The organism is Novosphingobium sp. 17-62-19, assembly GCF_002256775.1.
In the GTDB taxonomy this organism is placed as follows: domain Bacteria; phylum Pseudomonadota; class Alphaproteobacteria; order Sphingomonadales; family Sphingomonadaceae; genus Novosphingobium.
In genome coordinates, this window is sequence record NZ_NCII01000053.1 from 1 (window position 1) to 25,227 (window position 25,227).

General features: G+C 62.4%; 30 protein-coding genes and 1 tRNA gene. 21 read left to right on the forward strand and 10 right to left on the reverse strand.

The features are described from left to right. Positions 1-331 precede the first annotated feature (331 nt). The 3 genes from B7X90_RS10985 to B7X90_RS10995 all read right to left on the reverse strand — a co-directional run bounded on the left by B7X90_RS10985 (position 332) and on the right by B7X90_RS10995 (position 3,820). On the reverse strand, positions 332-1,621 hold the full coding sequence (locus B7X90_RS10985; RefSeq protein WP_292624417.1) for an adenylosuccinate synthase: 1,290 nt from the start codon (positions 1,619-1,621) through the stop codon (positions 332-334). 160 nt (positions 1,622-1,781) lie between these two features. Further along, positions 1,782-2,237 carry a cytochrome c gene (locus B7X90_RS10990; protein ID WP_292624418.1) on the reverse strand — a complete coding sequence of 152 codons (456 nt, stop codon included), beginning with the start codon at positions 2,235-2,237 and terminating at the stop codon, positions 1,782-1,784. 14 nt (positions 2,238-2,251) lie between these two features. Then, complete coding sequence (locus B7X90_RS10995; RefSeq protein WP_292624419.1) at positions 2,252-3,820, reverse strand: flavin monoamine oxidase family protein; 1,569 nt, start codon at positions 3,818-3,820, stop codon at positions 2,252-2,254. Between the two features lie 251 nt (positions 3,821-4,071). Between B7X90_RS10995 and B7X90_RS11000 the strand changes: the two genes are divergently transcribed. The 3 genes from B7X90_RS11000 to B7X90_RS11010 all read left to right on the forward strand — a co-directional run bounded on the left by B7X90_RS11000 (position 4,072) and on the right by B7X90_RS11010 (position 7,110). Further along, positions 4,072-4,467 carry a hypothetical protein gene (locus B7X90_RS11000; protein ID WP_292624421.1) on the forward strand — a complete coding sequence of 132 codons (396 nt, stop codon included), beginning with the start codon at positions 4,072-4,074 and terminating at the stop codon, positions 4,465-4,467. Positions 4,468-4,535: 68 nt separating this feature from the next. Further along, on the forward strand, positions 4,536-6,632 hold the full coding sequence (locus B7X90_RS11005) for a TonB-dependent receptor (protein WP_292624423.1): 2,097 nt from the start codon (positions 4,536-4,538) through the stop codon (positions 6,630-6,632). Positions 6,633-6,735: 103 nt separating this feature from the next. Continuing rightward, positions 6,736-7,110, forward strand: coding sequence for a group II truncated hemoglobin (locus B7X90_RS11010; RefSeq protein ID WP_292624425.1), 375 nt, complete (start codon positions 6,736-6,738; stop codon positions 7,108-7,110). A gap of 5 nt (positions 7,111-7,115) precedes the next feature. On the opposite strand, the gene B7X90_RS11015 is transcribed toward B7X90_RS11010, so the two are convergent. Beyond that, the gene (locus B7X90_RS11015) at positions 7,116-7,934 is read right to left on the reverse strand and encodes a TlpA disulfide reductase family protein (RefSeq protein ID WP_292624427.1); all 819 of its coding nucleotides are present in this window, start codon (positions 7,932-7,934) and stop codon (positions 7,116-7,118) included. A 68-nt stretch (positions 7,935-8,002) separates the two neighbouring features. Here B7X90_RS11015 and B7X90_RS11020 point away from each other — a divergent pair, with 68 nt between their 5' ends. The 3 genes from B7X90_RS11020 to B7X90_RS11030 are packed head-to-tail and all read left to right on the forward strand — an operon-like array spanning position 8,003 to position 10,102. Then, the gene (locus tag B7X90_RS11020; RefSeq protein WP_292624429.1) at positions 8,003-8,602 is read left to right on the forward strand and encodes a DUF3365 domain-containing protein; all 600 of its coding nucleotides are present in this window, start codon (positions 8,003-8,005) and stop codon (positions 8,600-8,602) included. A 23-nt stretch (positions 8,603-8,625) separates the two neighbouring features. After that, positions 8,626-9,600 carry a c-type cytochrome gene (locus B7X90_RS11025; RefSeq protein ID WP_292624430.1) on the forward strand — a complete coding sequence of 325 codons (975 nt, stop codon included), beginning with the start codon at positions 8,626-8,628 and terminating at the stop codon, positions 9,598-9,600. A gap of 13 nt (positions 9,601-9,613) precedes the next feature. Beyond that, entirely contained in the window at positions 9,614-10,102 is a 489-nt protein-coding gene (locus tag B7X90_RS11030; protein WP_292624432.1) for a DsrE family protein, read from the forward strand. Positions 10,103-10,264: 162 nt separating this feature from the next. On the opposite strand, the gene B7X90_RS11035 is transcribed toward B7X90_RS11030, so the two are convergent. From B7X90_RS11035 to lptD, 4 genes are all read right to left on the reverse strand, one after another. Further along, positions 10,265-10,339, reverse strand: a tRNA-Gln gene (locus B7X90_RS11035). 89 nt (positions 10,340-10,428) lie between these two features. After that, positions 10,429-11,295, reverse strand: coding sequence for a glutathione-dependent disulfide-bond oxidoreductase (yghU, locus tag B7X90_RS11040; RefSeq protein WP_292624434.1), 867 nt, complete (start codon positions 11,293-11,295; stop codon positions 10,429-10,431). Positions 11,296-11,412: 117 nt separating this feature from the next. Further along, positions 11,413-12,771, reverse strand: coding sequence for a peptidylprolyl isomerase (locus B7X90_RS11045; protein WP_292624470.1), 1,359 nt, complete (start codon positions 12,769-12,771; stop codon positions 11,413-11,415). Positions 12,772-12,898: 127 nt separating this feature from the next. Next, the gene (lptD, locus tag B7X90_RS11050; RefSeq protein ID WP_366409683.1) at positions 12,899-15,046 is read right to left on the reverse strand and encodes an LPS assembly protein LptD; all 2,148 of its coding nucleotides are present in this window, start codon (positions 15,044-15,046) and stop codon (positions 12,899-12,901) included. A 220-nt stretch (positions 15,047-15,266) separates the two neighbouring features. Here lptD and B7X90_RS11055 point away from each other — a divergent pair, with 220 nt between their 5' ends. From B7X90_RS11055 to B7X90_RS11070, 4 genes are all read left to right on the forward strand, one after another. After that, the gene (locus B7X90_RS11055; RefSeq protein ID WP_292624438.1) at positions 15,267-16,724 is read left to right on the forward strand and encodes a leucyl aminopeptidase; all 1,458 of its coding nucleotides are present in this window, start codon (positions 15,267-15,269) and stop codon (positions 16,722-16,724) included. 191 nt (positions 16,725-16,915) lie between these two features. After that, entirely contained in the window at positions 16,916-17,068 is a 153-nt protein-coding gene (locus tag B7X90_RS11060; protein WP_292624440.1) for a DUF2256 domain-containing protein, read from the forward strand. Next, a complete protein-coding gene (locus tag B7X90_RS11065) occupies positions 17,068-17,499 on the forward strand; it encodes a DNA polymerase III subunit chi (protein ID WP_292624441.1) in 432 nt (143 codons plus the stop codon). The genes B7X90_RS11060 and B7X90_RS11065 overlap by 1 nt, the downstream gene beginning before the upstream one ends. A 78-nt stretch (positions 17,500-17,577) precedes the next feature. Next, entirely contained in the window at positions 17,578-18,486 is a 909-nt protein-coding gene (locus B7X90_RS11070) for a LysR family transcriptional regulator (protein ID WP_292624443.1), read from the forward strand. On the opposite strand, the gene recF is transcribed toward B7X90_RS11070, so the two are convergent. Beyond that, positions 18,483-19,556 carry a DNA replication/repair protein RecF gene (recF, locus tag B7X90_RS11075; protein ID WP_292624446.1) on the reverse strand — a complete coding sequence of 358 codons (1,074 nt, stop codon included), beginning with the start codon at positions 19,554-19,556 and terminating at the stop codon, positions 18,483-18,485. The two genes, B7X90_RS11070 and recF, sit on opposite strands and share 4 nt — an antisense overlap. A gap of 222 nt (positions 19,557-19,778) precedes the next feature. Continuing rightward, the gene (gene pspF / locus B7X90_RS11080; RefSeq protein ID WP_292624448.1) at positions 19,779-20,810 is read right to left on the reverse strand and encodes a phage shock protein operon transcriptional activator; all 1,032 of its coding nucleotides are present in this window, start codon (positions 20,808-20,810) and stop codon (positions 19,779-19,781) included. Positions 20,811-21,054: 244 nt separating this feature from the next. Between pspF and B7X90_RS11085 the strand changes: the two genes are divergently transcribed. From B7X90_RS11085 to B7X90_RS11135, 11 genes are all read left to right on the forward strand, one after another. After that, the gene (locus tag B7X90_RS11085; protein ID WP_292624449.1) at positions 21,055-21,186 is read left to right on the forward strand and encodes a hypothetical protein; all 132 of its coding nucleotides are present in this window, start codon (positions 21,055-21,057) and stop codon (positions 21,184-21,186) included. After that, the gene (gene pspA, locus B7X90_RS11090; RefSeq protein ID WP_292624451.1) at positions 21,186-22,037 is read left to right on the forward strand and encodes a phage shock protein PspA; all 852 of its coding nucleotides are present in this window, start codon (positions 21,186-21,188) and stop codon (positions 22,035-22,037) included. The genes B7X90_RS11085 and pspA overlap by 1 nt, the downstream gene beginning before the upstream one ends. A gap of 3 nt (positions 22,038-22,040) precedes the next feature. Next, complete coding sequence (pspB, locus tag B7X90_RS11095; protein ID WP_292624453.1) at positions 22,041-22,349, forward strand: envelope stress response membrane protein PspB; 309 nt, start codon at positions 22,041-22,043, stop codon at positions 22,347-22,349. After that, on the forward strand, positions 22,346-22,720 hold the full coding sequence (pspC, locus tag B7X90_RS11100; protein WP_292624455.1) for an envelope stress response membrane protein PspC: 375 nt from the start codon (positions 22,346-22,348) through the stop codon (positions 22,718-22,720). Before pspB ends, pspC begins: the two co-directional genes overlap by 4 nt. 57 nt (positions 22,721-22,777) lie before the next feature. Next, positions 22,778-23,059, forward strand: a complete 282-nt coding sequence (locus B7X90_RS11105; protein WP_292624456.1) for a hypothetical protein — start codon at positions 22,778-22,780, stop codon at positions 23,057-23,059. Continuing rightward, on the forward strand, positions 23,059-23,400 hold the full coding sequence (locus B7X90_RS11110) for a hypothetical protein (protein ID WP_292624459.1): 342 nt from the start codon (positions 23,059-23,061) through the stop codon (positions 23,398-23,400). Before B7X90_RS11105 ends, B7X90_RS11110 begins: the two co-directional genes overlap by 1 nt. Then, positions 23,397-23,714: a hypothetical protein gene (locus B7X90_RS11115; RefSeq protein WP_292624460.1), complete on the forward strand. Its 318-nt coding sequence runs from the start codon at positions 23,397-23,399 to the stop codon at positions 23,712-23,714. The genes B7X90_RS11110 and B7X90_RS11115 overlap by 4 nt, the downstream gene beginning before the upstream one ends. After that, positions 23,711-23,983, forward strand: coding sequence for a hypothetical protein (locus B7X90_RS11120; RefSeq protein ID WP_292624463.1), 273 nt, complete (start codon positions 23,711-23,713; stop codon positions 23,981-23,983). Before B7X90_RS11115 ends, B7X90_RS11120 begins: the two co-directional genes overlap by 4 nt. Before the next feature lie 57 nt (positions 23,984-24,040). Then, entirely contained in the window at positions 24,041-24,253 is a 213-nt protein-coding gene (locus B7X90_RS11125) for a hypothetical protein (protein ID WP_292624464.1), read from the forward strand. A gap of 232 nt (positions 24,254-24,485) precedes the next feature. Then, the gene (locus tag B7X90_RS11130) at positions 24,486-24,899 is read left to right on the forward strand and encodes a SufE family protein (RefSeq protein WP_292624466.1); all 414 of its coding nucleotides are present in this window, start codon (positions 24,486-24,488) and stop codon (positions 24,897-24,899) included. Between the two features lie 12 nt (positions 24,900-24,911). After that, positions 24,912-25,227, forward strand: a 316-nt coding sequence (locus tag B7X90_RS11135; RefSeq protein WP_292624468.1) for a YbaN family protein, incomplete at its 3' end; no start/stop codon positions are given.

The following is a 25,227-nucleotide window of genomic DNA, read 5'->3' on the forward strand; positions in this document are numbered from 1 at the left end:
TCGCTCAATCCGTGTCGATCCAAACCAGCTCTCCCTTCGCCAGTCTTGAATCCGATCTCGCAGAAAAAGGGAATCCCCTAAATGTCCACAGGCCTTAGTGGATACGACGAGCGTGCGATAAAATTCAAAGTCAGATATTGGTAATATCAGATCAGAGAAGAAATTTAACAAAAATAAAAAGATAATATTTCAAATAAGGTGATCGGGACGGCTTGTTCCCTTCGGAAGCGGCTTATATCACGCTATGTATCCTAAGGGTCTGGTGTGCGAATCGTTGTTGCAACAGATAATGCTAATAGCTGCCGGGGGCGGCACACCGCCCCCGGAACAGTCAATCGATGAATGGATCGCGCACCAGGATCGTGTCCTCGCGCTCGGGCGAGGTGCTGACCAGTGCGACCGGTGTTTCGATCAGTTCCTGCACGCGCTGGATATACTTGATCGCCTGTGCGGGCAGATCGGCCCACGAACGCGCACCGGCGGTCGTGCCGCTCCAACCTTCCATTTCTTCGTAGATCGGCTCAACTTCGGCCTGATCGGCGGCGTGGCTGGGGAAGTAATCCAGCACTTTTCCGCGCAGACGGTAGCCGGTGCAGATCTTCACCTTGTCGAACCCGTCGAGTACGTCGACCTTGGTCAGTGCGATGCCGGTGACGCCCGAGATGGCGCAGGACTGGCGCACCAGCACGGCATCGAACCAGCCGCAACGGCGCTTGCGCCCGGTGACGGTGCCGAATTCGTGGCCACGTTCACCCAGCCGCTGGCCGGTTGCGTCTTCCAGTTCGGTGGGGAAGGGGCCGGAGCCGACGCGGGTGGTATAGGCCTTGACGATACCCAGCACGAAGCCGGTGGAATTGGGGCCAAGGCCCGAACCCGATGCAGCAGTGCCCGAAACCGTGTTCGACGAGGTGACGAACGGATAAGTGCCGTGATCGACATCGAGCAGCACACCCTGCGCGCCTTCGAACAGGATACGCGCGCCTGCCTTGCGCACTTTCTTCAGGCGCTTCCATACCGGCTGGGCGAATTGCAGCACATAGGGTGCGATTCCGCGCAGTTCCTCGATCAGGGCCGCGCGATCAACCGGGGGCTGGCCGAAACCTGCGCGCAGCGCGTCATGGTGGGCGCAAAGCCGATCAAGCTGCGAATCCAGCGCATCCAGATGCGCCAGATCGCACACGCGGATGGCGCGGCGGCCGACTTTGTCTTCATAGGCAGGGCCGATGCCGCGCCCGGTGGTGCCGATCTTGCCCGCACCTGCGGCATGTTCACGCAAGCCATCAAGATCGCGGTGGAGGGGCAGGATCAGCGGGCAATTATCGGCAATGGCGAAGTTTTCGGCGTTGATATCCACGCCTTGCGATGTGAGCTTCTCGATCTCTGCCTTCAGCGCCCACGGATCGAGCACCACGCCGTTGCCGATGATCGAGAGCGTACCGGTGACGATGCCCGAAGGCAGGAGCGACAGCTTATACACCTGATCGCCCACGACAAGCGTGTGGCCAGCATTGTGCCCGCCCTGAAAGCGGACGACGGCATCGGCGCGGCTGGCGAGCCAATCGACGATCTTGCCTTTGCCTTCATCGCCCCACTGGGCACCAATCACGGTTACATTGGCCATGGATACACTCCTCCACCCTGCCCGGGTGGATCCTTAAAACGCCCTTCGACAGGACTCGGCGTAGTGGACGGGATGAACGGGGCACGGCCCCGGTTTTCGGTCCGCGCCCTAGGAGGGTATGGGCGGGCAAGTCAAGGCTGTTACAGTTTTGCGGACGAGCTTAACGCACTGTGCCGACTTGAGCGGCGGTCACCTTGTCGCCGTATCTGTTGCCAAAATGGGTGCGGACGTAGTTGACCACATCGGCCACTTGCGCGTCGGTCATCATGCGGCCCACGCCGGGCATTCCGTGCAGCCCTTTCACCACGACATAGATGGCATAGTCGGCCGAAGCGAGGTTCCGGTTCCCGGCCAGAGCGGGGTACATGCCCGCGCCCTGCGCTCCGCGCGCATCGGGCATGTGGCACCCGGCGCAGACGCGCCGATAGAGCTTTTCGCCGTCAGGTTCGCTGAAGCTGCGCGCATTGATGAAGGCACCGTCGAGATCCCCGCCATGGACGCCGGTAAGGGGCGCCGGAGCTGCGGCCTCAGGTGCGGATTGGGCATCTGCCGAAGCGGCGATGGAGCCTGCGGCAAGCGCCATCGACAGGGTGAGAATGTTGGATGTCCGCTTCATCTGCATGGGCTTCCTTATCCTGCCATCGCGCGTTGGTGCAGCCGCCCGATGGCATCGAGCGCCGAGGTGATCCCGCCTTCCTGCCAAGCGGGAATGTACGAGGCGTGTTCACCCGCCAGCATGATCCTGCCATCGATCTGGCACAGGTTCTTGTAGTGCTCAGCACGCGCCTCATCGCTCCATGTGCCGAAGCAGCCTTGGGTCCACGGCACGCGGTGCCAGCCGACGGCGACTCCGTTGACGAATTCGGCCTTGTATTGCGGGTGGATACGGCTGCCCCATTCGACCGCGCGGGCAACCCGCTCTGCCGGGGGGAGCGAGGTGAATTCATAGGCGAACGCGCCGAAGCCGTACGCGCCGAGCAGCGTGGCGGAGCCGGGGGAGCCATAGCGGCTGCTGGGATAGCTGATCTGGCCGATGGGTAGATCGGTCATGGTGATGCCGCCGTAGATCTGCTCGTCCTGCTCCCAGAAGCGGCGCTTGAATTCGAGGCCGACCTTGAGTGAGGCTTCATAGGGCACCGCACCAATGGCAGCGGCCATGCTCGCGCCAACGTTCATCTCGATCTGGCTGAGGATCGAGAGCGGGATCGTGCAGATGCACCAGTCGGCGCGGGCGGTGCCCTTTTCGCCGGTCTTGGTATCGACATAGGCGGCGGTGACGCCGGTTTCGTCCTGCTTGATCGCCGTGACCTTGGTGTTGAGGCGCACTGCGTCGCCCACCTTGGTGGCAAAGGCGCGGGGGATCATGTCCATGCCGCCCACGGGCTGGAAAATTGCGGTGTGGTGGGTGGAGCCCATGCTGTCGGAAATGTGGTTCCACATGCCCGATCGTAGCACGGATTCGAACGTCAGCGGTTCAGACGTGATTGGCTCTGCCGAAAGGCCGCCGCCCGGACCCTTGGTCCAGCCGCGCCGCTCGCTCGATTGCCTTCCTGCGACATAGCGGAAGTCCTTGTCGAGCGCGCCCAGATCGCGCAGCGCTTCGAGCAGGATTTCGCCGTCTTCCTTTGTGACGGTATCGGCCAGCGCGCTCTTCTTCACTGCCTTGACCATCAGCTCGCTGACGTGGCCGAGAAAGTCTGCCTGAATGTGCCGGTATCGCTGCGGTTTGCCGCCGAAGGCTTTGGTCGAATGTATATAGGCGTTGTAATTCAACTGCATGAAAGGTTCGAGCGCGACGCCCAGCTCCTGGCAGTAATGCATGGTCGCATAATGATTGTGCGGGATGCGCCAAGGGCCGGGGTTGATGTAGTTGCCGGGCGAAAACTGGCAGGTCTGGGAGGCTCCGCCCAATTCGGTGAACGTGTCGCCCCCGCGCAGCGTCCATGATCGGCCACCGAGGCGGCCATTGTATTCCAGAACCTGCACGTTGTACCCGGCACGGCGCAATTCGTAGGCGGCGGTGAGGCCAGCTACGCCAGCGCCAATGATCAGCGCTGACGCGCCCTTTGCCCCGCCTTCAAACGTGGGCACGCCTTTGAACGGGGATGCCTGCGCCTGACCCATGCTCGACATCGCGAAATACATGGCCGACGCCCCACCAGCCTTGCCGATCAGGGTGAGAAGATCGCGCTTGCTCATTGGAAGCGCTGGATTGAGCGGCATCAGGTGGTCCCCATGCAGTCAATGCTGCAACGCACCGTTGTCAGCCGGTTTGGTCGGGTTGAGCATACGTCGTTCGACGCATGAGGCAGGGATTGGGGCTGCCCTTGATCGGGGGCCTGACAGCGCAAAGGCCGTGTGGCGCCTTCAGCTTTCTGATTTCAAATGTAAAAACAGGATATGCTAATATGATGAGTGACTCGTGCGACGAAATGCCCTAGCGGGCCGTCATGAATCGCGTCCGCAAACACCTGCTGCGCTATCGCACCTTGGCCTTCGCGATGGTTTTCGCCGCGCTTTTGCTGAAGGCGATAATGCCAGCAGGCACGATGCTGACACCGGTGAACAAGGTGCTGACCGTGGCCTTGTGCGACGGTATTTCGGGTGACCATGCGGTGCGCGATATCGTTGTGCCGATGCAGGGGAAGCCCGCGCCCGATGAAAGCCAGCAGGGTTGTGCATTTTCGGCGCTGACCATGGCTTTGACCGGGCCTGTCGATCCGGCGCAACTGCTGGCGGCACTGGCGTTTGTCCTTTCGCTGGCCTTTGCACCGCTTCCCTTCCAACGGCAGCAAAGGGTCATGCGCCTGCGTCCGCCTTTGCGTGCGCCACCAGTCATCTCCTGAACTTCATCCGCTGATCCCGATTTCGCGCGGCAAAGGCCCGCGCACAGTGTTTGTTCAGGACAATATTCATGACAATTTCTCGTGCTGCCATGACAATGGCGCTCGTCACCTTTCCGCTTGCCATGGCAATGCCTGCCTTTGCCGAAGAGGCGGAACTCAATCCCGAAACAATCGTAGTTACAGCGCCGCGCATCACCTCGACACAGGTGACCCAGGACGATGGCGATACACTGGCCACTGCGCCTGATGGCGCAGCATTCATAGCACGCCAGCCCGGTGCGGCGCTGGTCGACAACGGGGCGCTTTCCGGGCAGGTGCAGTTGCGCGGGCTGTTTGGCGAACGCATCCTGCTGCGCATCAACGGCCAGCGCTTTGCCTCGGGCGGGCCGAATGCGATGGACCCGGTGATGCACTATGCTCCGGCGGCACTGATCGACCGGGCGGAGATTGCGCGCGGGATTTCACCGGTGCGCGATGGGCCGGGGCTGGGTGGGGGCATCAACACCGTGCTCAAGCATGTGGCGTTCGGCGACGGCCCGACACTCGCGCCACAGGTCGATCTTACCGCGCAGTATCGCAGCGTTGACGATAGCGTGGCCGCAGGCGGCATGGTCGGCCTTGCCAGCGAACGGTTGCGCATTGGCCTGGTCGCTTCGAAGGAAAAGGGGGACGATACCCGTTTTCCGGGAGGACGCGTTGCCAGCACTTCGTTCGACCGGGCCGTCTATGGCGTGCAGGCCGGGTTCAAGGCCGGTCCCGGCGAACTGAGTTTTGAATACCGGCGGCAGGAAACCGGACGTTCGGGCAATCCGCCCTTTGCGATGGACATCGTTTATTTCCATACCGATTTCGTGCGGATGGGCTTTGAAGGCGATCTGGCACGCAATGTGCGGCTGGAGGCACACGCCAACTTTGCCGGTGTCAGCCACCGCATGAACAACTTTTCGCTGCGGCCCGCACCTGCTGTGGCCATGCAGCGCCAGTCGGACACTTATGCCGATACCTTGACCGGGGATCTGGCACTGCGCCTTGGTACGGCCGAGCGCAATCTGCGCATGGGCGCAGACTTTGAACTGGGGGACCGGGGCTATGTGCTCTACAATCCCTCGGTTCCGGCGTTCTTCATCCACCCGCTGGATCGTGCGCGGGCCGAGCGGTTTGGCGGATTTGCCGAATGGCGCACGGGCTTGGGGCCAATCGAGGCCGAACTTGGCGCGCGGATTGACCGGCACACTGCCAACACGGCCGCGCCGCGCACGGGGGCGAGCGTTCCGGCAGGCCCCACGAATCTGGCGCTGGCCTTCGGGCGTGCGGACCGTGCTTGGGAGGGCACGACATGGGACGCGTCGCTGCGGCTCTGGGCGGAGGCTGGTGCGGTTACGCCGCGCTTCACGCTGGCGCGCAAGACCCGCGTGCCCAGCCTGATCGAGCGCTTTTCGTGGCTGCCGACCGAGGCCAGCGGCGGGCTTGCCGATGGCAACATCTATGTCGGCGATGTCAACCTGAGGCCCGAAACGGCATGGATTGCCGAGGCAGGCATCGATTGGCAGGGCGAGCGCGCCTATGCCCGCCCGGTGGTGTACTACCGCCGCATCGACGATTTCATTCAAGGCGTGCCGTTTGACAGCACGCCGGGCGTGATCAACAGCCCGGTGGAAATGGTCTCTGCGGGTAGCGGCGATCCCACGCCGCTGCGCTTTGCCAATACCGATGCGGAGATATGGGGGGCAGACGTGGCCTTCGGCGCAAGGCTGGCTGGCCCGTTGCGCGTGGATGGCGTGGCAAGCTGGGTGCAGGGCAAGCGCCGCGATCTGGCTGACAACCTCTATCGCATGGCACCTGCGAATGGCCGCATCGCGCTGACATGGGAAGCATCGCGCTGGAGCGTGAGCGCCGAAGCACAAGGCACCGCCGCACAGAACCGCGTCTCTGCCAGCAACGGCGAAGTCCGCTCGCCCGGATATGTTCTGGCCAGCCTCTATGGTCACTGGATCGTGCGCGAGGGGCTGCGAGTCGATGCCGGTGTCGAGAATTTGTTCGACAAACTCTATGTCGAGCACCTTGCCGGATACAATCGTATCACCGGATCTGACGTGGCGGTGGGCGCGCGTTTGCCCGGAGCGGGGCGTTCGGCCTTTGTCCGGCTGCGCTGGGCGTTCAACTGATGCGGCAGCATTGCCAGGCAGGATGCATCGGGTATCAGGCCGTCCACACGACCCTTGGCTTCTCCAAGGCACGTATCGGCAACGATTTGATGGGCACTCAGGCATGACACCCTACGATGCTTTTGGCGGTGATGCTTTCGTGCGTTCGCTTTGCGCACGGTTCTATGCGCTGATGGACGCGCTGCCGGAGGCGGCAGCGTGCCGCGCGGTGCATCCGCCGTCGCTGGCGCGGGCAGAGGAGAAGCTGGTCGAGTATTTGACGGGATGGCTTGGCGGTCCGCCGCTCTATACCGACAAATATGGCCATCCACGCTTGCGCCAGCGCCATTTCGTCGCACCCATTGGCAAGGCGGAAGTGGAAGGATGGCTGCTGTGCTTTCACCGGGCATGGGGTGAACTGGCCCCGCAATCGGCGATGGCCGACGAGATTCTGGCCAAAGTCGACAGCCTTGGCTGGCACATGGCCAACCGGGATTGAGAAGACTACGGCGTTGCCGCGCGCAATTCGCGGATCGCGATATCGAGCTGGACGCGGCTGATTTCGCCCAAGTGGACCTTGCGGATCATGCCCTGGCTGTCGACGAACAGCGTCGTGGGCAGCGCCTGGGCACCGACCAACGCCGACAGCGCGCCGTCAGTATCGAGGGCGACGGCATCGGCGGGCAGGCTCTGTGCTGCAAGGAATTTGCGCACGATATCGGGCGCTTCGCCCTGATCAACCAGCAGGATGCGCGAGTCTGGCACTGATGCAGCGGCGCGCACCAGCATCGGCAATTCGCGGCGGCAGGGCGGGCACCATGTCGCCCAGAGATTTATCACTGCGGGCTGGCCGCGCAGATCCTGTGCGGTGACTGTCTTGCCGTTGATCATGCCGAATGCGATCTGCGGTGGAAGAGCCTTGGTAGCAGGTGGCCTTTCAAGAGCGGAAAACGCCCACCACACGAACGCAAGCGATACCACGAGCGCAACGCTGGCAACTTTCCCGTGCCTGTGCCGGATCAGCAGCATCAGCGCGATGGCAGCGCCAGATGCACCAGCGATCCAGTCCCACCCGCCAAGCCAGGCCTGCAATGCGACAGCGGGTTCAAGCGCGAAACTCTCTCGATAGTGCCAGACGTAACCAATCCGCGCGGCCAACAGGCCCGCGCCAAGTGCGAGCGTTGCGGGATAGCGACGCACACTGCCCCAGCGCTGCACGACCCAGTCCAAGCCTGCAAGAAACGCAAGGATCAAGCCCAGCGCAACCAGTCGATCAAGCGCGAAGGCGAGCGGGCCAATGGTGATGATCTGCGCTGGGGTCATGGTTCCCCCTTGCATATAAGCAATGTCTTATGCAAGGTCCGTCACAAGGCGTCAGGAGGACTTTGACGATGGCCAAGCGCATATACTTCGGGCTGGCCCCCGTTTTGCTTATCTTGTCAGCCTGTGTGAGCAACGGAGCGGCGAGTACAGATGCTCCCGATGCCAGCATATCGCAAAAATCGGCCGCGCTGGCCGACCGTTTTCAGGCTGACTTGCAGGGCCAATTGATGGCGGCAATGCAACAGGGCGGCGCAGCGGGCGCGATCGCGGTCTGCCATGAGGTGGCCCCCGCGATTGCCCAGTCCCTGTCCGACGAGAGCGGCGCGCAGATCAGGCGCATCGCACTGAAACAGCGCAACCCGTCGGCGCTGGCACAGGGCGATATGCGGCAGAAGCTGGAGGAACTGGCGGCCTCTCCGCTTGGCCCTGATGGCAAGCCTGCATCTGTGCGATGGACCAGCGGCGCGGGCAAATCCGCGCGCGTGCATTACTTGCGCGCCATTCCGATGAAGGAGCAACCTTGCGCCGCTTGTCACGGTACCAATGTTGCGCCGGATGTGCAGGCCCGCATCCAGGAACTCTACCCCGATGACCGCGCGACCGGTTTCCGATCCGGCGAATTGCGTGGTGCCATCGCCATCAGCTGGCCTGCGCGGGGGCGTCCATGATATCTGGTAGCAAGGCTTTGGTAATGCGTGATGATCGCTACCTTGTCGTCATCCTCGGCCTCGCTCTGCTGGCCGGATGCGCAAAACCGGTGCCCCAAACGGAAGAGGCAGGAACAGGCAGCACGGTAAAGGTTGCATGGTCCGTGCCCGACATCACGATGCTGCCAGACGATGCCCATGGCCAGATTGTGCGCCGGGGCCATGATCTGATCGCGCAAACCTCGGCGCTGATCGGGCCGGAAGTGGCCGATCCGGCGCGGCGCTTTGCAGGCAACAACCTCAATTGCCAAAGCTGCCATCTGGACGCAGGAACCCTCCAGTTTGCGCTGCCGCTGGTGGGCGTGGTCGAAGACTTTCCACAATATCGCGGTCGTTCGGGCAAGGTGAACACGATCGAAGATCGCATCAACGGCTGTCTGATGCGCAGCATGAACGGGCGGGCCTTGCCTCCAGGCAATGCCGACATGGCAGCCATGGTATCCTACCTCACATTCCTGAGCAGCGGTCGCAAGGCGGGCGAGGAAGTGGAAGGCCGAGGCTTGCCGCGCATCCCTGAGCTTTCGCGCGCCGCCGATCCGGTGCGGGGCAAGGTGGTCTATCTGGCCAACTGTGTGGCCTGTCATGGCAAAGATGGGCTTGGCACGCGGGCAGGCAAAGTGGGCGACGCGAAGGGCTATGCCTATCCGCCGTTGTGGGGGCCGGACAGCTATAACAACGGCGCGGGCATGGCGCGGCTGATCACGGCAGCCAATTTCGTCCATGCCAACATGCCGCTGGGTGCAAACTGGCAGGCCACCGCGCTATCCGATGCCGATGCCTGGGACGTGGCAGCCTATATCAACAGCCAGCCAAGGCCGCAGATGGCGGGGCTGGACAAAGACTATCCCAAGCGCACCGAGAAGCCGGTCGACGCTGGCTATGGCCCTTGGGCTGACGATTCTCCGGCGGAGCAGCACCGCCTTGGCCCATTTGCCCCGATGCGCAAGACGCAACCCTGACAGGAGGAACACGATGTCCCGCATGAACATTCTTGGCCGGACCATCGCGATTGGCCTTTTCGGCCTGATCGCAGGCGCAGCCATGGCAAGGCCACAAAGCGGCCCTGTGGCCGAACCGATGGATGCGAGCCGCTATGTCTTTCAGCGCGTGGTCTATCAGAACTCGGGCGGCTATCCCGATGACAAGAGCTATGCCCAGCGGCTGCTGCGCAATATCGGCGCGCACGTGGCTGCCACCGATGGCAAAGTGGAAATCCGCGTGGTCAGCTTTGCTGCCGGCGCAAAGCTGTTCCTGATGGCCAAAGAGGATGCAGACCTTGCCAAGGGGCTGGACGGTTTGCGCGTCAAAGGTGTGAAGTTCCTGATCTGCAATAACACGCTCAAAGGCCTGAAATTGCAACCGACTGACCTTTACGGCGTGACCGAGGCAGACGTGGTACCCAGCGGCGTTGCCGAAATCGCGCGGCTACAGGGCATGGGGTTTGTCTACATCCACCCATAAGGCGATATAGCGGCGAAGACCCTGGAGCTGGTTTTGAGGACGGAAAGGCAAAGCTGATTTGGCTTTTGCGATCCCGTATGCCCCGGTTGGCGAAAATCGCGCGAACATCCGTCCATTCAGACGAATTCGTTCATACCGATAACTTATAGGCTTAGTGAAATCTGGCTGGGGCGGCAGGATTCGAACCTGCGAATGGCGGCATCAAAAGCCGCTGCCTTACCACTTGGCGACGCCCCAGCAGAGCGCGCGCTTATAGCGCGGTCGGCGCGGTTGCCAAGGGGGGTAAAGGGGGTGGCGAGAAACTCCTGCCACCCCTTTGGTTCAGATCAGAATCCCTTGACGATGCCTTGCAGCGTTTCGGGTGGTAGCACGTCGAAATCGCTGGCGTCGTGGCGTTCGGCGATGCCTTTGCTGGAATTGACCAGTCGCCCACGCAGCACGCCAGGGCGCGCGTCGATCTCGCCTACCCAACGGCCGACGTGTTCGTATTCGTGCATCGACAGGAACGTGGCGGCATCGCCATAAGCCTCGCCACGATAGATGTTTCCGAACCACGTGTAGGTGGCGATATCGGCGATGGTGTAGTCGTCGCCTGCAAGAAACCGGCTGTCGGCAAGACGGCGGTCGGCCACGTCGAACAGGCGCTTGGTTTCCATGGAATAGCGATCAATCGCATATTCGATCTTGAACGGGGCGTAGTTGTAGAAGTGGCCAAATCCGCCACCGATGAAGGGCGCGCTGCCAACCTGCCAGAACAGCCATGACAGGCATTCCGCACGTGCCGCACCGGACGAGGGCAGGAACACACCGAATTTTTCAGCAAGATGCATCAGGATCGCGCCCGATTCGAACACGCGGAACGGCTCCGCGCCAGACCGGTCGACCATCGCCGGGATCTTTGAATTGGGGTTGATGTCAACAAAGCCACTGGTGAACTGGTCACCTTCGAAAATCTTGATCAGCCAGGCATCGTATTCTGCCTCGGCAATGCCTAGCTGGAGAAGCTCTTCCAGCATGATCGTGGCCTTCTGGCCATTGGGCGTGCCGAGCGAATAGATCTGGAAGGGGTGCTTGCCCACCGGCAATTCGCGTTCGCTGGTCGGCCCTGAGATAGGGCGGTTCACGCTGGCAAAGGCGCCGCCGTTGGCCTTGTCCCAGGTCCAGACCTTGGGGGGGACGTATTCTTCCGACATGGTGGCTCTCCAACCAATTGTTAGTGTTACATACTATATTGGCGGGTGCGCGCGCAACTGCAAGAGGTGCCGGTCACCTCATGCAGCAATTCCCCACGGCCCCCGGTAGGGAGAAAATCAGTTGTATTCGATCACGGCATCGCGGCGAAGGTCGCGCAAATAGGTCTGCGCGCGCTTGTTGACGCGGTCATCCTCGATCTGGGCCATCATCTCGTCAAAGTTGGGGCCATTGGCCACTTGCGGATCATCGCGGCCGCACAGCATCAACACGCGCACGCCTTCCTCGATCGATCCGAAGGGGGGCGTGGTCTGGCCGACGGCGAGGTTGAGCAGGGTTTCCTGCAACGCTCCGGGCAGGTCACGCGCCTTGATCTGATCGTTGGCGACAACGGTCGCGCCAATCTTGCTGGCTTGCGTTTCTGCATCGCCGCAGCCCTTGATCGCTTTGACAGTCGCGGCAAATTCTGCGGCACGCTTGGCTGCGGAATCGTTGTTCGTGCCCTTGGGGAACTCAATCGAGATCTGCTTGAGGCTGAGCAACGCGTCGCGTGGATCAGCGGTGAGCACCTGACGCTTGTCGATCAGGTAAAGGATCGAAAAGCCGCCACGGATTTCCACCGGCCCTGCCAGTTGTCCCGGGCTCATCGTGGTTGCCGCCGCTGCCAGTTCCGAAGGCAGCTGCGCCAGCCTGATCCAGCCAAGATCGCCACCCACCGCTGCGGTTGAAGCCTGCGAATACTGGCGAGCATAGGCCACAAAGCTGCCGCCCTGCTTCAGCTGTTCGACGATCTGTTCCGCATTGGCAAAGACCTGCGGCTTGTTCACGTCGGTTGCGGCAAGGAAGATTTCGCCGATGCGGTATTCGTCGGTGCCCTTCGACGCTTGCAGGCGCGCAAGCGATTCCTGCACTTCGCCTTCTGAAACGTTGACGAAGGGCTGCACGTTGCGGCGCAGCAGGTTCTGCCATGCCAGTTCGCCACGGATCTGGCGCTTGAGCGAGGCCGATGAAGAGCCGATGCGGGTGAGGTATTTCTCCATTGCCTCAGGCGTCTGCCCGAAGTTCTGGGTGGCAACGCGCTCGAACGTCGCTTCTACTTGCGCGTCGTCTACTGGAGTGTCGGCAGCCTTGGCTTCCTGAATCTGTAGCGTCTCGTCGATCAGGTTGCGCAGCACCTGCATCCGCAGGCGCTCCTTTTCCTCGGCTTCTATCTTGCCGCCATTGGCCGAAACGATCAGCGCCAGACGCTGCTCCACATCGGTGCCGGTCACGATCTCGCCGTTGATGATGGCGGTGGCGCGACGCACATTGGGGTCGTTGGTGCCGAACATCGTCGGGTTTGCCGGGATGTTCAGCGGAGCATTCGCACCCTGCGCCAGCACGGGCGAGGCAGTGAGGGCCAGCGCGGCCAGTGTCATCGACGAAGCACCAGCTGCGCGCATCAGCGCCTTGCGGGTAAGGATCAGCTTGGACATCATGCTTGAATATCGGTCCTGTCGAACGGGCGCGTCTGAGGCAACCTTGGGCATTTGCGGCCTTCTGGCCTTGCGCGGCTTAACGCAGGCTGAGTGGCGCATCAGACGCAAAAGGGCAATAGTTCACCCTTTATTTCACGCCAAGGTTCTTGAGCGAAAGCGAAATCTGGAACGAGTTGCCGCGCACAGCGTCGCCAATGTTCACATAATCCCGCCGCCAGGTGAACGACAGATCAAGGCAATCGTCGGTCCAGGCCACGCCCAGTCGGTGCCGCAGCATCTGGTAACCGTCCGAGCTTCGTGTCGGGTCTTCATCGCGGTTGGTCAGATTGATGATGGTCGATCCGAACACCGAGAAGTTGCGCGTGATCGGGGTGCGCGCGGCAAAGCGCAGTTCCTCGCGGTCCTGCAAATCCTCGAACGTGCTGACGATATCACGGTTGAGCTTGAGGTAGCCTGCCTCGATATAGCGGCGGTGATTACCCAGCGTCGCGTCAAACTCGTGGCGGCGCAGCGTGAGGCTATCCTTGTCGAGCCGGAAACGGTGGGTGAACTTCACAATATCGTCAAAGCGCACCACCGTTCGCCCGACATAGTCCGAGGCCTTGTTCGAAAGACCGGTGCCATCGGGCAGAAGCGTGTTCTGATTGGACAGGCGATAGCTTTGCCCGATCGTGGTCATCACTTTCAGGCCGGGCCGCTGGAACGTCCAGTCAAAGCCATAGGCCACGCGCACCCCGTCCTCGATCCGGTCATAGCCCGGAAAGCGGTTGAGCGAGAACAGGTTGGTGTCTTCCAGATCGACCGAGCGCGAATCCTCGTTCGGAATCTCGAAATTGCGCACGCCCGGCGTTGCCACCACTTGCACACGCGGGGTGAGCACTTGCGTACCACCGAAAAACTCGCCCACGAACGGCCACTTCACGTCAATCGCCGCCGTGGCAATGCCGCGCGTCTGCCAACCCGGCAGCCCGCGATAGGTGGCTGTTGTTGTCAGTTCGTTCTCTGCGCTGTGATAGGCGTCGGCGCGGGCAAGGCCGGTCAGCGTCACTTCCTGACCCATGCCGGTGATCGTGCGCAGATCCCATTGGGCCTTGGCAAAGGCGCGCTGGCTGTCCTGTCCGGCAGTGCGGACGATGGCAAGGCTGTTGGCCTGAAGCTCGAACCGCCCCGGCACCCCGTCAAAGCTCAGGCGGCGGCGATAGTCGATCACCGGCAAGGCCAGCGGAACCATGCCTTGCGGATCGTTGACGCGCACGGTCTGCGTTACCCACCCGGCCACGCTCAGATAGCTGTCATCATCGATTCGTTCGAGGTTCAGCGACGATCGCAGCCGGTCATCGCGGCTGATGTCATAACGGCGCAGGAACGTGCGGTCAGATGCCAGCCGTCCGTGCCCGGTGATGCTCCAGTGCGGAGAGAACTGCAGCTTGCCGTTCGCTTCGATATAGCCGCGCCAACGCTGCTCGCCCACGGTCGTTTCGGTCAGCGATGTGCCCAGCGGAATGCGCCCCGATCGCGTGGCATAACCGGTGATCTGGAACGCGCCGAGGTTGGTCAGGTGCCGGTATTTGCCGGTCAGCATCGGCAGCGACCCGGTGTAGAACGTGCCGGTCAGCGCCAGATCGCGGTTGTCGGCAATGCGCCAGTACCAGGTCTCGCTGATTTCCGCGCCGTTGGCCGCGCCCAGACGGAAGTCGGGAATCAGCAGGCCGGTTTCGGCGCGGAAATCCGATGTATGGCCCAGCCCCGGCAATGGCAGTACCGGAATGCCGAACATGCGCAGCGTTGCGCCCTTGTATTTGACGCGTTTTTCCTTGGCATCGAAATAGACGCGCGCTGCTGTCACTTCCCAGCTTGGCTTTCTGGGGCAGCCGTTCTCGTCTTCCACGGCGCAGCCTGAATAGGCCACATAGTCCAGCGTCATGTTGCCGGATTCGTCGCGCGTGCCGCGTTCTGCCGCCAAGCGCCCGCCGGTGCGCAGCACCACCAGCAGGTCTTCGATTGCGCCAGCCTTGAACTCATCTGTCAGCTCGACGCTGTCGGTATAGACGATGTTGCCATCATCATCGACCATGCGGATGTTGCCGGTGGCAAGGATCTGTCCGCTCTCGCGGTCCCACGTTACGTTGTCGGCACGTACCGTCTGCGTATCGTGGCGCAGCACCACGTTACCTTCGGCCCGCACCTTCTCGGCATTGCCGTCATACTGGACCTTGTCCGCCTCGAACCGAACCTGATCGTCCACCGAGGCTTCATCTCCGGGCGGAGAGGCCATCGGCGCTTCCTGCGCAAGGGCAGGGCAAGCGGCCAGCGCTATGAGGGAAGTGGCGAACATGTGCGCAAGGCGCAAGCGTCGATCAAGGGCTTGCGGCTGCGGCCGCCGGGCGGGTTGCATGGGTTGCCTATCGCACCAGTGCACCCTAACTGCAATTCCACATTTTCCGCTTCTGGCCACCTTGCGCCGAAGCGTTGCGTCATTTCCACAGGAGTCCTGAATGAAGGTCGTCTTCCGCACCGCCGATGCCCCGCTTCCCCGGCTTGTTGCCCGCCTTGTGGCGCAAGACGCGCTTCCGGCCGATCTGGACGCGGTGGTGCGCGAAGGCGCCGCCGCTGCGCGGTTCACCGGCAAGGCCGGGCAGACGTTTGAAGCGTTTGTGGCGGGTGAGGGCGGGGTAAAGCGCCTTGCACTCACCGGAATCGGCAAATCCGACGCCGAAGAACGCACCGCCAACCTCGAAAAGGCAGGCGCGGCGCTTACCGCCAAGTACCTGACTTCGGGCGAATCCGCGCTTGCCATTGATTTTACCGGTTCGGGCCTCACTGGCGCACAAGCCGCCTCGGTTCTGTTTGGCGCGCGCCTGCGCGGCTGGCGGCACGATGTCTATCGCACCAAGCTGACCGATGAGCAGAAGCCCTCGCTGACAGAAATCGTCGCCGTCGCCGCGCCCGAAGGCACGGCTGCGGCATGGGAAATCGAATCGGCGCTGGCCGAAGGCATCGAATTCACCCGCGAACTCGTCGCGGAACCTGCGAACGTGATCTATCCCGAAAGCTTCGTCGAACGCGCCAAGGCCCGCCTCGAAGGCACCGGCGTCGAAGTGCTTGTCCTTGGCCTCAAGGAAATGACCGATCTTGGCATGGGCGCGCTCCTTGGCGTGGCGCAAGGGTCGGTGCGCGAACCCAAGCTGCTCGCGATGCGCTGGAAGGGCGCGACCGTCGACAAGCCCACAGCCTTCGTCGGCAAGGGCGTGACGTTCGACACCGGCGGCATCTCGATCAAGCCTGCTGCGGGCATGGAAGACATGAAGTGGGATATGGGCGGCGCAGGTGCGGTGGCCGGCACCATGCTGGCGCTGGCCAAGCGCAAGGCCAAGGCCGACGTGATCGGCGTTTGCGGGCTGGTTGAAAACATGCCCGATGGCAACGCCCAGCGCCCCGGAGACGTCGTTACCTCGATGTCTGGCCAGACGGTCGAAGTGATCAACACCGATGCCGAAGGCCGCCTGGTGCTGTGCGATGCGCTGACATGGGTGCAAAAGGAATATGCGCCCGCCACTGTCATCGACCTTGCCACGCTGACCGGCGCGATCATCGTGTCGCTCGGCAACGAATATGGCGGCATGTTCACCAATGACGATGCGCTGGCCGCCAAGCTGGATGCAGCGGGCAAAACCAGCGGTGATCGCCTGTGGCGCTTCCCGCTCGGCCCCGCTTACGACAAGCTGATCGACAGCCCTATCGCCGACATGAAGAACGTCGGCCCCCGCTATGGCGGCTCAATCACCGCCGCGCAGTTCCTGCAGCGTTATATCGACAAGGGCGTTGCCTGGGCGCACCTCGACATTGCGGGCATGGTCTGGGCCGACAAGCCCGGCCAGACGTGGGACAAGGGCGCCACCGGCTATGGCGTGCGCCTGCTGGATCAGTACGTCCGCACCGTATTGGAGGCGTAAGGATTTAGGAACCGCACTCTAAGTCGGCAGTGATTGCGTTGGGCTACGCCACTATCTCTCACCGTCATCCTGAACTTGTTTCAGGACCCATTTCGCCAATCAAGCTGCGGCTTGGGGTGATAAATGGACCCTGAAACAAGTTCAGGGTGACGCAAAGAGATGGAAATCCGATTTGCTGGGGATCAACAAGAATGCCAAAGATGCGGCGCAAGTCTGATCTTCCGACGAAGATTTGCGCCGCCTGCGGCCTGCCGTTCACATGGCGCAAGAAGTGGGAGCGGGATTGGGACAACGTGAAGTTCTGTTCCGACCGATGCCGCAGCGGGAAGGGGAAAGTGGCCTGATGCGCGTTGATTTCTACCAATTGACCAACGATCCCGCCGAACAGGTTCTTCCCCTGATCGCGCGCAACACGCTTGCCGCCGGGGAACGCCTGCTCGTCGTCTCAGAGGATGCCGCCCAGTTACAGCGCGCCAGTGAAGCCCTGTGGACGCGCCTGCCCGAAACGTTCCTCGCCAATGGCCACGCCAGCGACCCCCACGCTGAACGCCAGCCGATCCTGCTCTCTCCCGAACCTGACCCTGCGAATGGCGCAAAATACCTTGCGCTGGCCGATGGCGTATGGCGCGAAGGCAGTTTCGATCGCGTTTTCCTGCTCTTCCCGCCCGCCCGGATCGACGATGCGCGCGGCTGCTGGCGGATGCTCGGAACGCGTGAGGGTGTGGAACGCCGCTACTGGCGGCAGGAACAGGGCAAGTGGAAAGAGGGGCCGTAAGGCTGCCCTTCACAATTCACCGGAATTCTGCTTAAGGGCCGCAATCAATCATCCCCTGATTGAACGGAGCCAATCCCCATGCGTTTCAAAGGCCTCGATCTCAACCTGCTCGTGGTTTTCGATGCGCTGATGGAAACCCGCAGCGTCACCCGCTCGGCTGAACGCATTGGCCTCACCCAGCCCGCCACCAGCGCTGCATTGCGCCGTTTGCGTGACTATTTCGGGGATGAGATCGTTGTCGCCGTAGGCAAACGGATGCACCCCACGCCCTTTGCCGAAGGGCTCTATCCACAAATCCAGCAGGCCCTGCGCGGGGTGGAGCGCGCCATTACCGCGCCGACTGCGTTCGATCCTGCAACCTCGAACCGCTGCTTCCGCATCATCGGATCAGACTACATCATGGTGGCCGTGCTGGTCCCCCTGATCGAACGTTTTGCGCGCACAGCACCCGGCTTGCGCGTCGAAATCGTCCAGCCCACTGAAAGCAGCGCCGGAGAGCTTGAGGCGGGCAAGGCCGATCTGCTTGTCACACCCGAACCGTTCCTTGCTACGTGGCACCCGCACGAAGTTCTGTTCGAAGAAGAACAGGTCGTTGTCGGTTGGAGCGAGAACCCCATTTTTGCACGTGGCATCACTGTTGATGATTTCTATGCCGCCGGTCACGTAACCATCGCGTTCGGGGACAACCGCACACCTGCATTTGCCGATTCCACCCTGTCCCGGATGGGGCGTGAACGGCAGATTGAAGTCACCGTTTCCAGCTTCGCCTCGGCCCCGTGGTTCATTGAAGGCACATCGCGCCTCGCCGTCCTGCACGAACGCCTTGTTCGGCAGATCGCCCGTCGCTTCAATCTTGCATGGTCGCCCCTGCCGTTCGTCTTCCCGAAGATGAACGAGATGATGCAATTTCACCAATCCCGCGCTGAGGATGCAGGCTTGTCGTGGCTACGTCAGCAAATGCGTGAGGTTGCAGCAGAAGCGGCTTAAACCCGCGTCGCCGCCCCATCGCGCACGCTCCACACCGCACTCTCACCCGCAATGTCGGCAAACGGGGCCATTTCGGTCCCCGTCATCCACACTTGCGCGCCGCTCAGCGCCAGCCGCTCGAACAGTGCCCCGCGCCGCACCGGATCAAGATGCGCGGCGATTTCATCCAGCAGCAGCAGCCGGGGCCGCTCCCCCGCCGTCAGCCCTGCATGGGCGAGCACGATGGCAATCAGCATCGCCTTCTGCTCCCCGGTCGAGCAATCCGCCGCCGGTGAATTCTTCGCCGCCAGCGTCACCGCCAGATCATCGCGATGCGGCCCGGTCAGCGATCGCCCCGCCGCCCGGTCCCGCCGCCGTCCATCGCGCAACATCGCGCGCAAGGCTTCGGCTTCCAGCGGCACCTCACTGGCATAGGCCAGCATCGGCCGTGCAAAGGGCTGCTCGGGCACCGTGTCGAGCACCTGCACCAGTTCCGCCACCAGCGCCGCCCGCGCCGCCGCCATCGCCGCCCCGGTCTGCGCCATCTGCGCTTCGATCCCGTCCAGCCACAGCGGATCGGGCTCGGTGGGGTCTGACAGCAGCCGGTTGCGCTCGCGCAGCGCGGTCTCATAGCGGGTGGCATTGCGCGCATGAACAGGCTCGCGTGCCAGCACCAGCCGGTCCAGAAAGCGCCGCCGCGATCCCGCGCTTTCGGCAAAGATCCGGTCCATCGCGGGCGTCAGCCAGGTGATCGAAAGCCACTCGGCCAGCCGCGCCGCCGGGCCTTCCGCCCTATTGATCCGCACCGTCCGGCGATTGGGAGCCTGCGCATCGGTCGCCGTGCCGATCTGCACCGCGCCGTCCTCCATATCCGCCACCACGGCAAAACCACCGCCGCCATCACGCCCCGCCATTTCGGATGGCTGCGCACGCCGCAGACCTCTACCGGGAGCCAGCAGGCTCACCGCCTCCAGCACATTGGTCTTCCCTGCGCCGTTCTCTCCCACCAGCACGTTGAACGCCTGCATGTCCTCAAGCCGCGTAGCAGCATGATTGCGAAAATCGCGCAGGGTCAGGCGGGTGAGGGACATTGTTGGGTGGCGTTACCGGGTTTCTTTGGTGGCGCAAGAAAGAGTGTTTCACGCAGAGACGCAGAGAAGAAGGGAGGCGCGAAGATGTGGCGCTTGCGGCGCAGCCGCTTACGATCTTGAAACGCGCGCATCCGAACGAATCTGCCAAGAAGGCCTGCGGCGCTCACAACCTCTTCGCGTCCCCCTTCTTCTCTGCGTCTCTGCGTGAAACACCCTTCCTTTTTACCCCCGCTCGCCCAGCCCATGCTTTTTCATGCAATGCCGCAGCTGGTCATATGTCAGCCCCAGCGCCTTGGCTGTCTGCCGCTGGTTATAGCGGTTGCGGCCCAGATGGTGCTCGATGATCGCCCGCTCATGCGCATCCACCGCCGAACGCAAGTCGCTTACCCCATCCAGATCCGCTGATGGAGCCGTCGCGCGCACCGGCACGGCTGCTGCGCTATCCGGCGCATCTGCCGCGCGCGGCGGGGTCAGCGGCTTCCACGGGCTGTCGAAGGGATCGAACTGCACATGGCCGATGGGCTGCGTCGCGTCGTCCCAGCGATAGACCGCCCGTTCCACCACATTGCGCAATTCGCGCACGTTGCCCGGCCACAGATAGTCCTCTATCGCCTTCTGCACCGATGCCGCAAAGCCCGGCCACGAATCCCAATGCAATTCTGCCGCCATGCGCCGCCCGAAGTAATCGGCCAGCACTGCAATATCCCCCTCGCGCACCCGCAGCGGGGGCAGGGTAATCACCTCGAAGCTTAGCCGGTCAAGCAAGTCAGGCCGGAACCGACCCTGTTCGGCCATCTTGGGCAGGTCTTCGTTGGTCGCTGCCACGATGCGCACGTCCACGCGCACCGGCTTGCTCGAACCAATACGCGTCACCTCGCCATATTCCACGGCGCGCAGCAGTCGCTCCTGCGCGCCCATCGATAGCGTGCCCAGTTCGTCGAGGAACAGCGTGCCCTTGTCGGCCTCCTCGAACCGACCGGTCCGCGCGCGGGTCGCGCCGGTAAACGATCCGGCTTCGTGCCCGAACAGTTCGGCCTCGATCAGCGTTTCGGGCAGGGCCGCGCAGTTCATCGTAACCAGCGGTTCCTGCCAGCGTGTGGACAGGCGGTGGAGGCGCTCGGCGATCAGTTCCTTGCCGGTCCCGCGCTCTCCGATCACCAGCACCGGGCGCCGCATTGGCGCGGCGCGGCTGGCCCGTTCGACCGCGTCCAGAAACGCGCCCGATTGCCCCATGAATTGCGTTTCCCGGTCCATGCCTGAAGGTTAGCGCATTTTCCCAAGCCTTCGCAAGATTTCCCAACACGAAAAGTGCTGCACCCTAAAAATGTGCCGGAAATCCGGGCCTCATACAGTTTGGCACACTGCTTGCTCTACCATGAACAACCCGGCAGCACGCCGATCCAACCCGCCGAAAGGTCATTCAGATGTACACCGCCCGCTTCTTCTCCACCCAGCTCGGACGCGCCAGCCTCGCCAGCATTGGTGCGATGGTGGTGCTGTGCTGCTTCGCTCTCAGCCAGCCAGCATTGGTGCGATGGTGGTGCTGTGCTGCTTCGCTCTCAGCCAGCAGGTCAGCCAGGTGCCGACTGTCGTCGCTTCGACTGCGGCAATCACTGGTGAGCTTGCATGATGACCGATGAACTTTCCCCGATCCGTCCTCATGGAAAGGAGGGTGGTCGCACCACCCGCCTTGATGCTGAACTGGATCGCCTCCGCGCCTCTGCCAAGGATGCTTTTGGCCAGAGCAACGGCTCCTCATCCAATGCCTCCTTCAAGTCCCCCAATTTCAACACCGGAGTAAACCTGATGGGCATCTTCTCGCGGACTCGCGATATCATTGCTGCCAATTTCAATGACTTGCTTGATAAGGCCGATGATCCGTCCAAGATGATCCGCATGATCATCATGGAGATGGAAGAGACGCTGGTCGAAGTCCGCGCGTCCGCTGCCCGCACCATTGCCGATCAAAAGGAAATGGGCCGTCACGTGGCAAAGCTGGAACGCCTTCAGGCCGACTGGTCGGAAAAGGCCCAGCTTGCGCTGTCGAAGGACCGTGAAGATCTGGCCCGCGCTGCTCTGGTGGAGAAGAAGAAGGCCGCCGACATGGGCGACCAACTTCGTACAGAGATCACCGTGCTCGACGATGCAATGCGCGCTTATGAGCAGGACATCGAAAAGCTGCAGACCCGCCTGCGCGAAGCCCGCAGCCGCCAGACCGCCATCGCCGCCCGCCTCGAAAGCGCCGAAAACCGCGTCCGCCTGCGCACACTGCTCGCCAGTGAGCGTGTGGACGAGGCGATGGCCCGCTTCGACCAGCTCGAACGCCGCGTCGACTATGCCGAAGGCCGCGCCGATGCGTTGAGCCTGGCCGATGGCAACTCCAAGCCGGGCCTCGCCGACGAAATCGCCGCTCTCGCCGGGCAGGACAAGATCGACGAAGAACTCGAAGCGATGAAGCGCCAGCTTGGGAAGGAAGGCTAAGTCATGGAAGACGTTCTCGTTCCCATCGGCGTCGTCGGCATGTTGTTTGTCGGCCTGCCGTGGCTGATCCTCCACTACATCACCAAGTGGAAGACTGCGCCGACGCTCACCAGCGGTGACGAAGCCCTGCTCGAAGAGCTGTACCAGCTTGCCAAGCGGCTCGATGATCGGATGGACACCGTCGAGCGCCTCGTCGCTGCCGACAACCCCGAATTCAAACCGGCGCGCATCATGCACGACCGTGAAACCGACAACCAGAAACTGGCCGAACTTGACCGCATGTTCGCCGAACAGGGAAGGACCGTAAAGTGAGCAGCCCACGCACCCGCTTTTACCGCGACAAGGTCAACGGCAAGTTCATGGGCGTCTGTTCGGGGATAGCCGACTACACTGGGGTCGATGCCCTGTGGATACGCCTCGGCTTCCTGATCCTCGCTTTCTCGATGGGCTGGCCCTTCTTCCTCTACTTCGCACTTGGCGTGCTTGCTTCCAAGAAGCCTGGCCATCTTTACAGCGACCGCGAAGAGCAGAAGTTCTGGCAGGGCGTCCGCCAATCGCCTGCCCGCACGGCCCGCGAAGTGCGCGCCAGCTTCCGCGATATTGATCGCCGCCTGGCCGATGTGGAAAGCTTCTACGTCAACTCGAACCCGCGCCTTTCGGCCGAAATCGAGAAGCTGCGCTGACCTGCACCTAACTGCACCTAAAACGCACCAAAACCGTCCTGAGGGGGACTGAACATCATGGGACCCGAAGTTATAGGGCCGCTGATCCCGATCATCGCGCTGTGCATTCCGATCGTCGCGATCTGGACCAAGCACCGCCAGAAGATCGCCGAGATGCAGATCAACGCCACGGCCGAACTGAGCGCCGAAAAGGCCGCCCAATACGCCCAGCACACCCGCGAACTCGAAGAGCGCGTCCGCGTCCTTGAACGGATCGTCACCGACAAGGGTTTCGACACCGCCGCGCAGATCGAAGCGCTCCGCCGTGATAGTGCCGCAATCGAAGACCGGAGGGTGTGATGGCGCTTGAAAACCTTGCACAAATCACCAACCTCGCCCCGCTGATCGCCACAGTGACAGTGGCCGGCGTGACCGGATGGGTCTTCACCACCTGGCTGCGCGTCCGCCACGGATACCCGCTGGATGGCGCCTGGGGGCAGGCGGTCTATCCCAAGACTTCCAGCGCAGAACTTGAGCGGATCAAGCTGCTCAGCCAGGAAAACGCCCAGCTCCGCGCCGAACTCGGCTCGGTCAAGGACCGCCTCGCCAATGTGGAGCGGATCGTAACGGACAGCGGCTTTGGCCTGACGCAGCAGATCGAGGCGCTTCGGTTGGAGAACGGTGACAGGAGGCCGCAGTGAACTTTGGCGGACCGACTTTCGTGCTGGCGATCATTGCGATTTGCACCGGCAGCTGGCTGATCAACAACTGGATACGCGCCCGCCACGGCTATGCGCTGGAAGACGAATGGGGCGGCAAGACCCATCGTACCGACGACAAGGTTGTGGATGCGCTGCGCGAGGAAAATGCCCTTTTGCGCCAGCAGCTTGAGGCAACGCACCAGCGATTGGCCAACGTCGAGGCAATCGTCACAGACCGGGGCTTCGATGTGGCCAACCAGATCGAAGCGCTGCGCCGCGAGAACCCCGCCCTCAAGCAGGATGACGCACGATGAGCGAGGATGTGATCTACGGCCTTGCCTTCATGCTGGTGGTCGTGCCGGTGGTGATGGGTGTGCTGTCCGATATGTACAAGCGCCGCCTTGCCTTTCGGGAACGTGAGCTGGCATTGCTGTCCAAGCAGACCGCCGAAAAGGCCGCGCAATATGCTGCGCAGGCCGAGCGGTTGGAGCAGCGGGTGCGCGTGCTGGAACGCATCGCCACCGAGAACGACGCCGATCTGGCCTTGCGCATCGAAAACCTGCGCGATGCCAAGGTGAACTGAGCAACCGCCGCGTTTTCGCGCGCAAGGTAAGCCCAACCGCAACAGGGAGTTGCCGACATGACTTCCGATTTTGTCCTAGCCTTCTCCGGCCTCACCGGCCTTGCCATGATCGCCCTTGCTGCCCTGCGCGGTTGGGACGGGTGGCTGGCCCTGAAGCGCCTCGAACTCGAACGCCACGATACGGGTGATGCTGCGAGCCTGATCGACCTTGCCGACATGCGAGAACGCCTGCGCAAGCTGGAAGCCATCGCCGCCGGGGTAGACCTTTAATCTAAATCCTCTGCTCCCCCGCGAAGGCGGGGGCCTCAGTCGGTTTAAGCCGGCGCTCCGCAAAAGGCCTGAGGCCCCCGCCTTCGCGGGGGAGCGGGGTAATTCGGTCCTTCGACAAGCTCAGGATGAGCGGGTTTGGGAGAACATTTTCTTTCTCCGCTCATCCTGAGCCTGTCGAAGGATGCACCACCAGGCGGTGGACGCCACCCCAACCACCCGCTAGATGCGAATCATGCGCAAACTCGATGACATTCTTGAAGAGTATGAATTCCTTGATGGCGATGAACGCTATCGCCTGCTGATCGAGCTGGGGCGCGAGCTGGAAGAGATGCCCGATGCGCTGAAAACCGATGCCACGCTGGTGCGCGGCTGCTCGGCCAGCGTATGGGTTTATCCGACGCAAGGCGATGACGGCAGCTTGCACTTTCTGGCCGACAGCAACGCCGCGATCACCAAGGGCATCGTCGCGCTGGTGCTGTCCACCGTGCAGGACCGGCCCGCGCCCGAAGTGGCCGAAACCGACATTGCCGCAGCGCTCGGCCCGTTCGATCTCAAGAAGCAGCTATCCTCGAACCGCACCCAGGGCGTGCCCAACATGATCGCGCTGGTGCGTGAACATGCCGCGCGCCTTGCCGCTGCGGCCTGACGGGCAGGGGGCTTGCGCCGCCAACTCTATCTGGCTGGCGGCCTGATCAGTGTGGCGCTGGGCACGCTGGGCGTGTTCCTGCCGCTGCTGCCGACGGTGCCGTTCCTGCTGCTGGCCACGTTCTGCTTTGCCCGGTCAAACCCGGTGTGGGAGCAGCGCCTGCTCGATCACCCGCGCTATGGCCCGCCCTTGCGGCAATGGCGTGAACGGCGCGCCATTTCGCGCAAAGGTGTGACCTCCGGCGCTGATTGGCACGGTTCTCCAGCGCTTGGCGGCACGGCAAGAGCGAGTTGCCTTCCGGGCATCAGGCGGCCTTGGCCGTCACCTC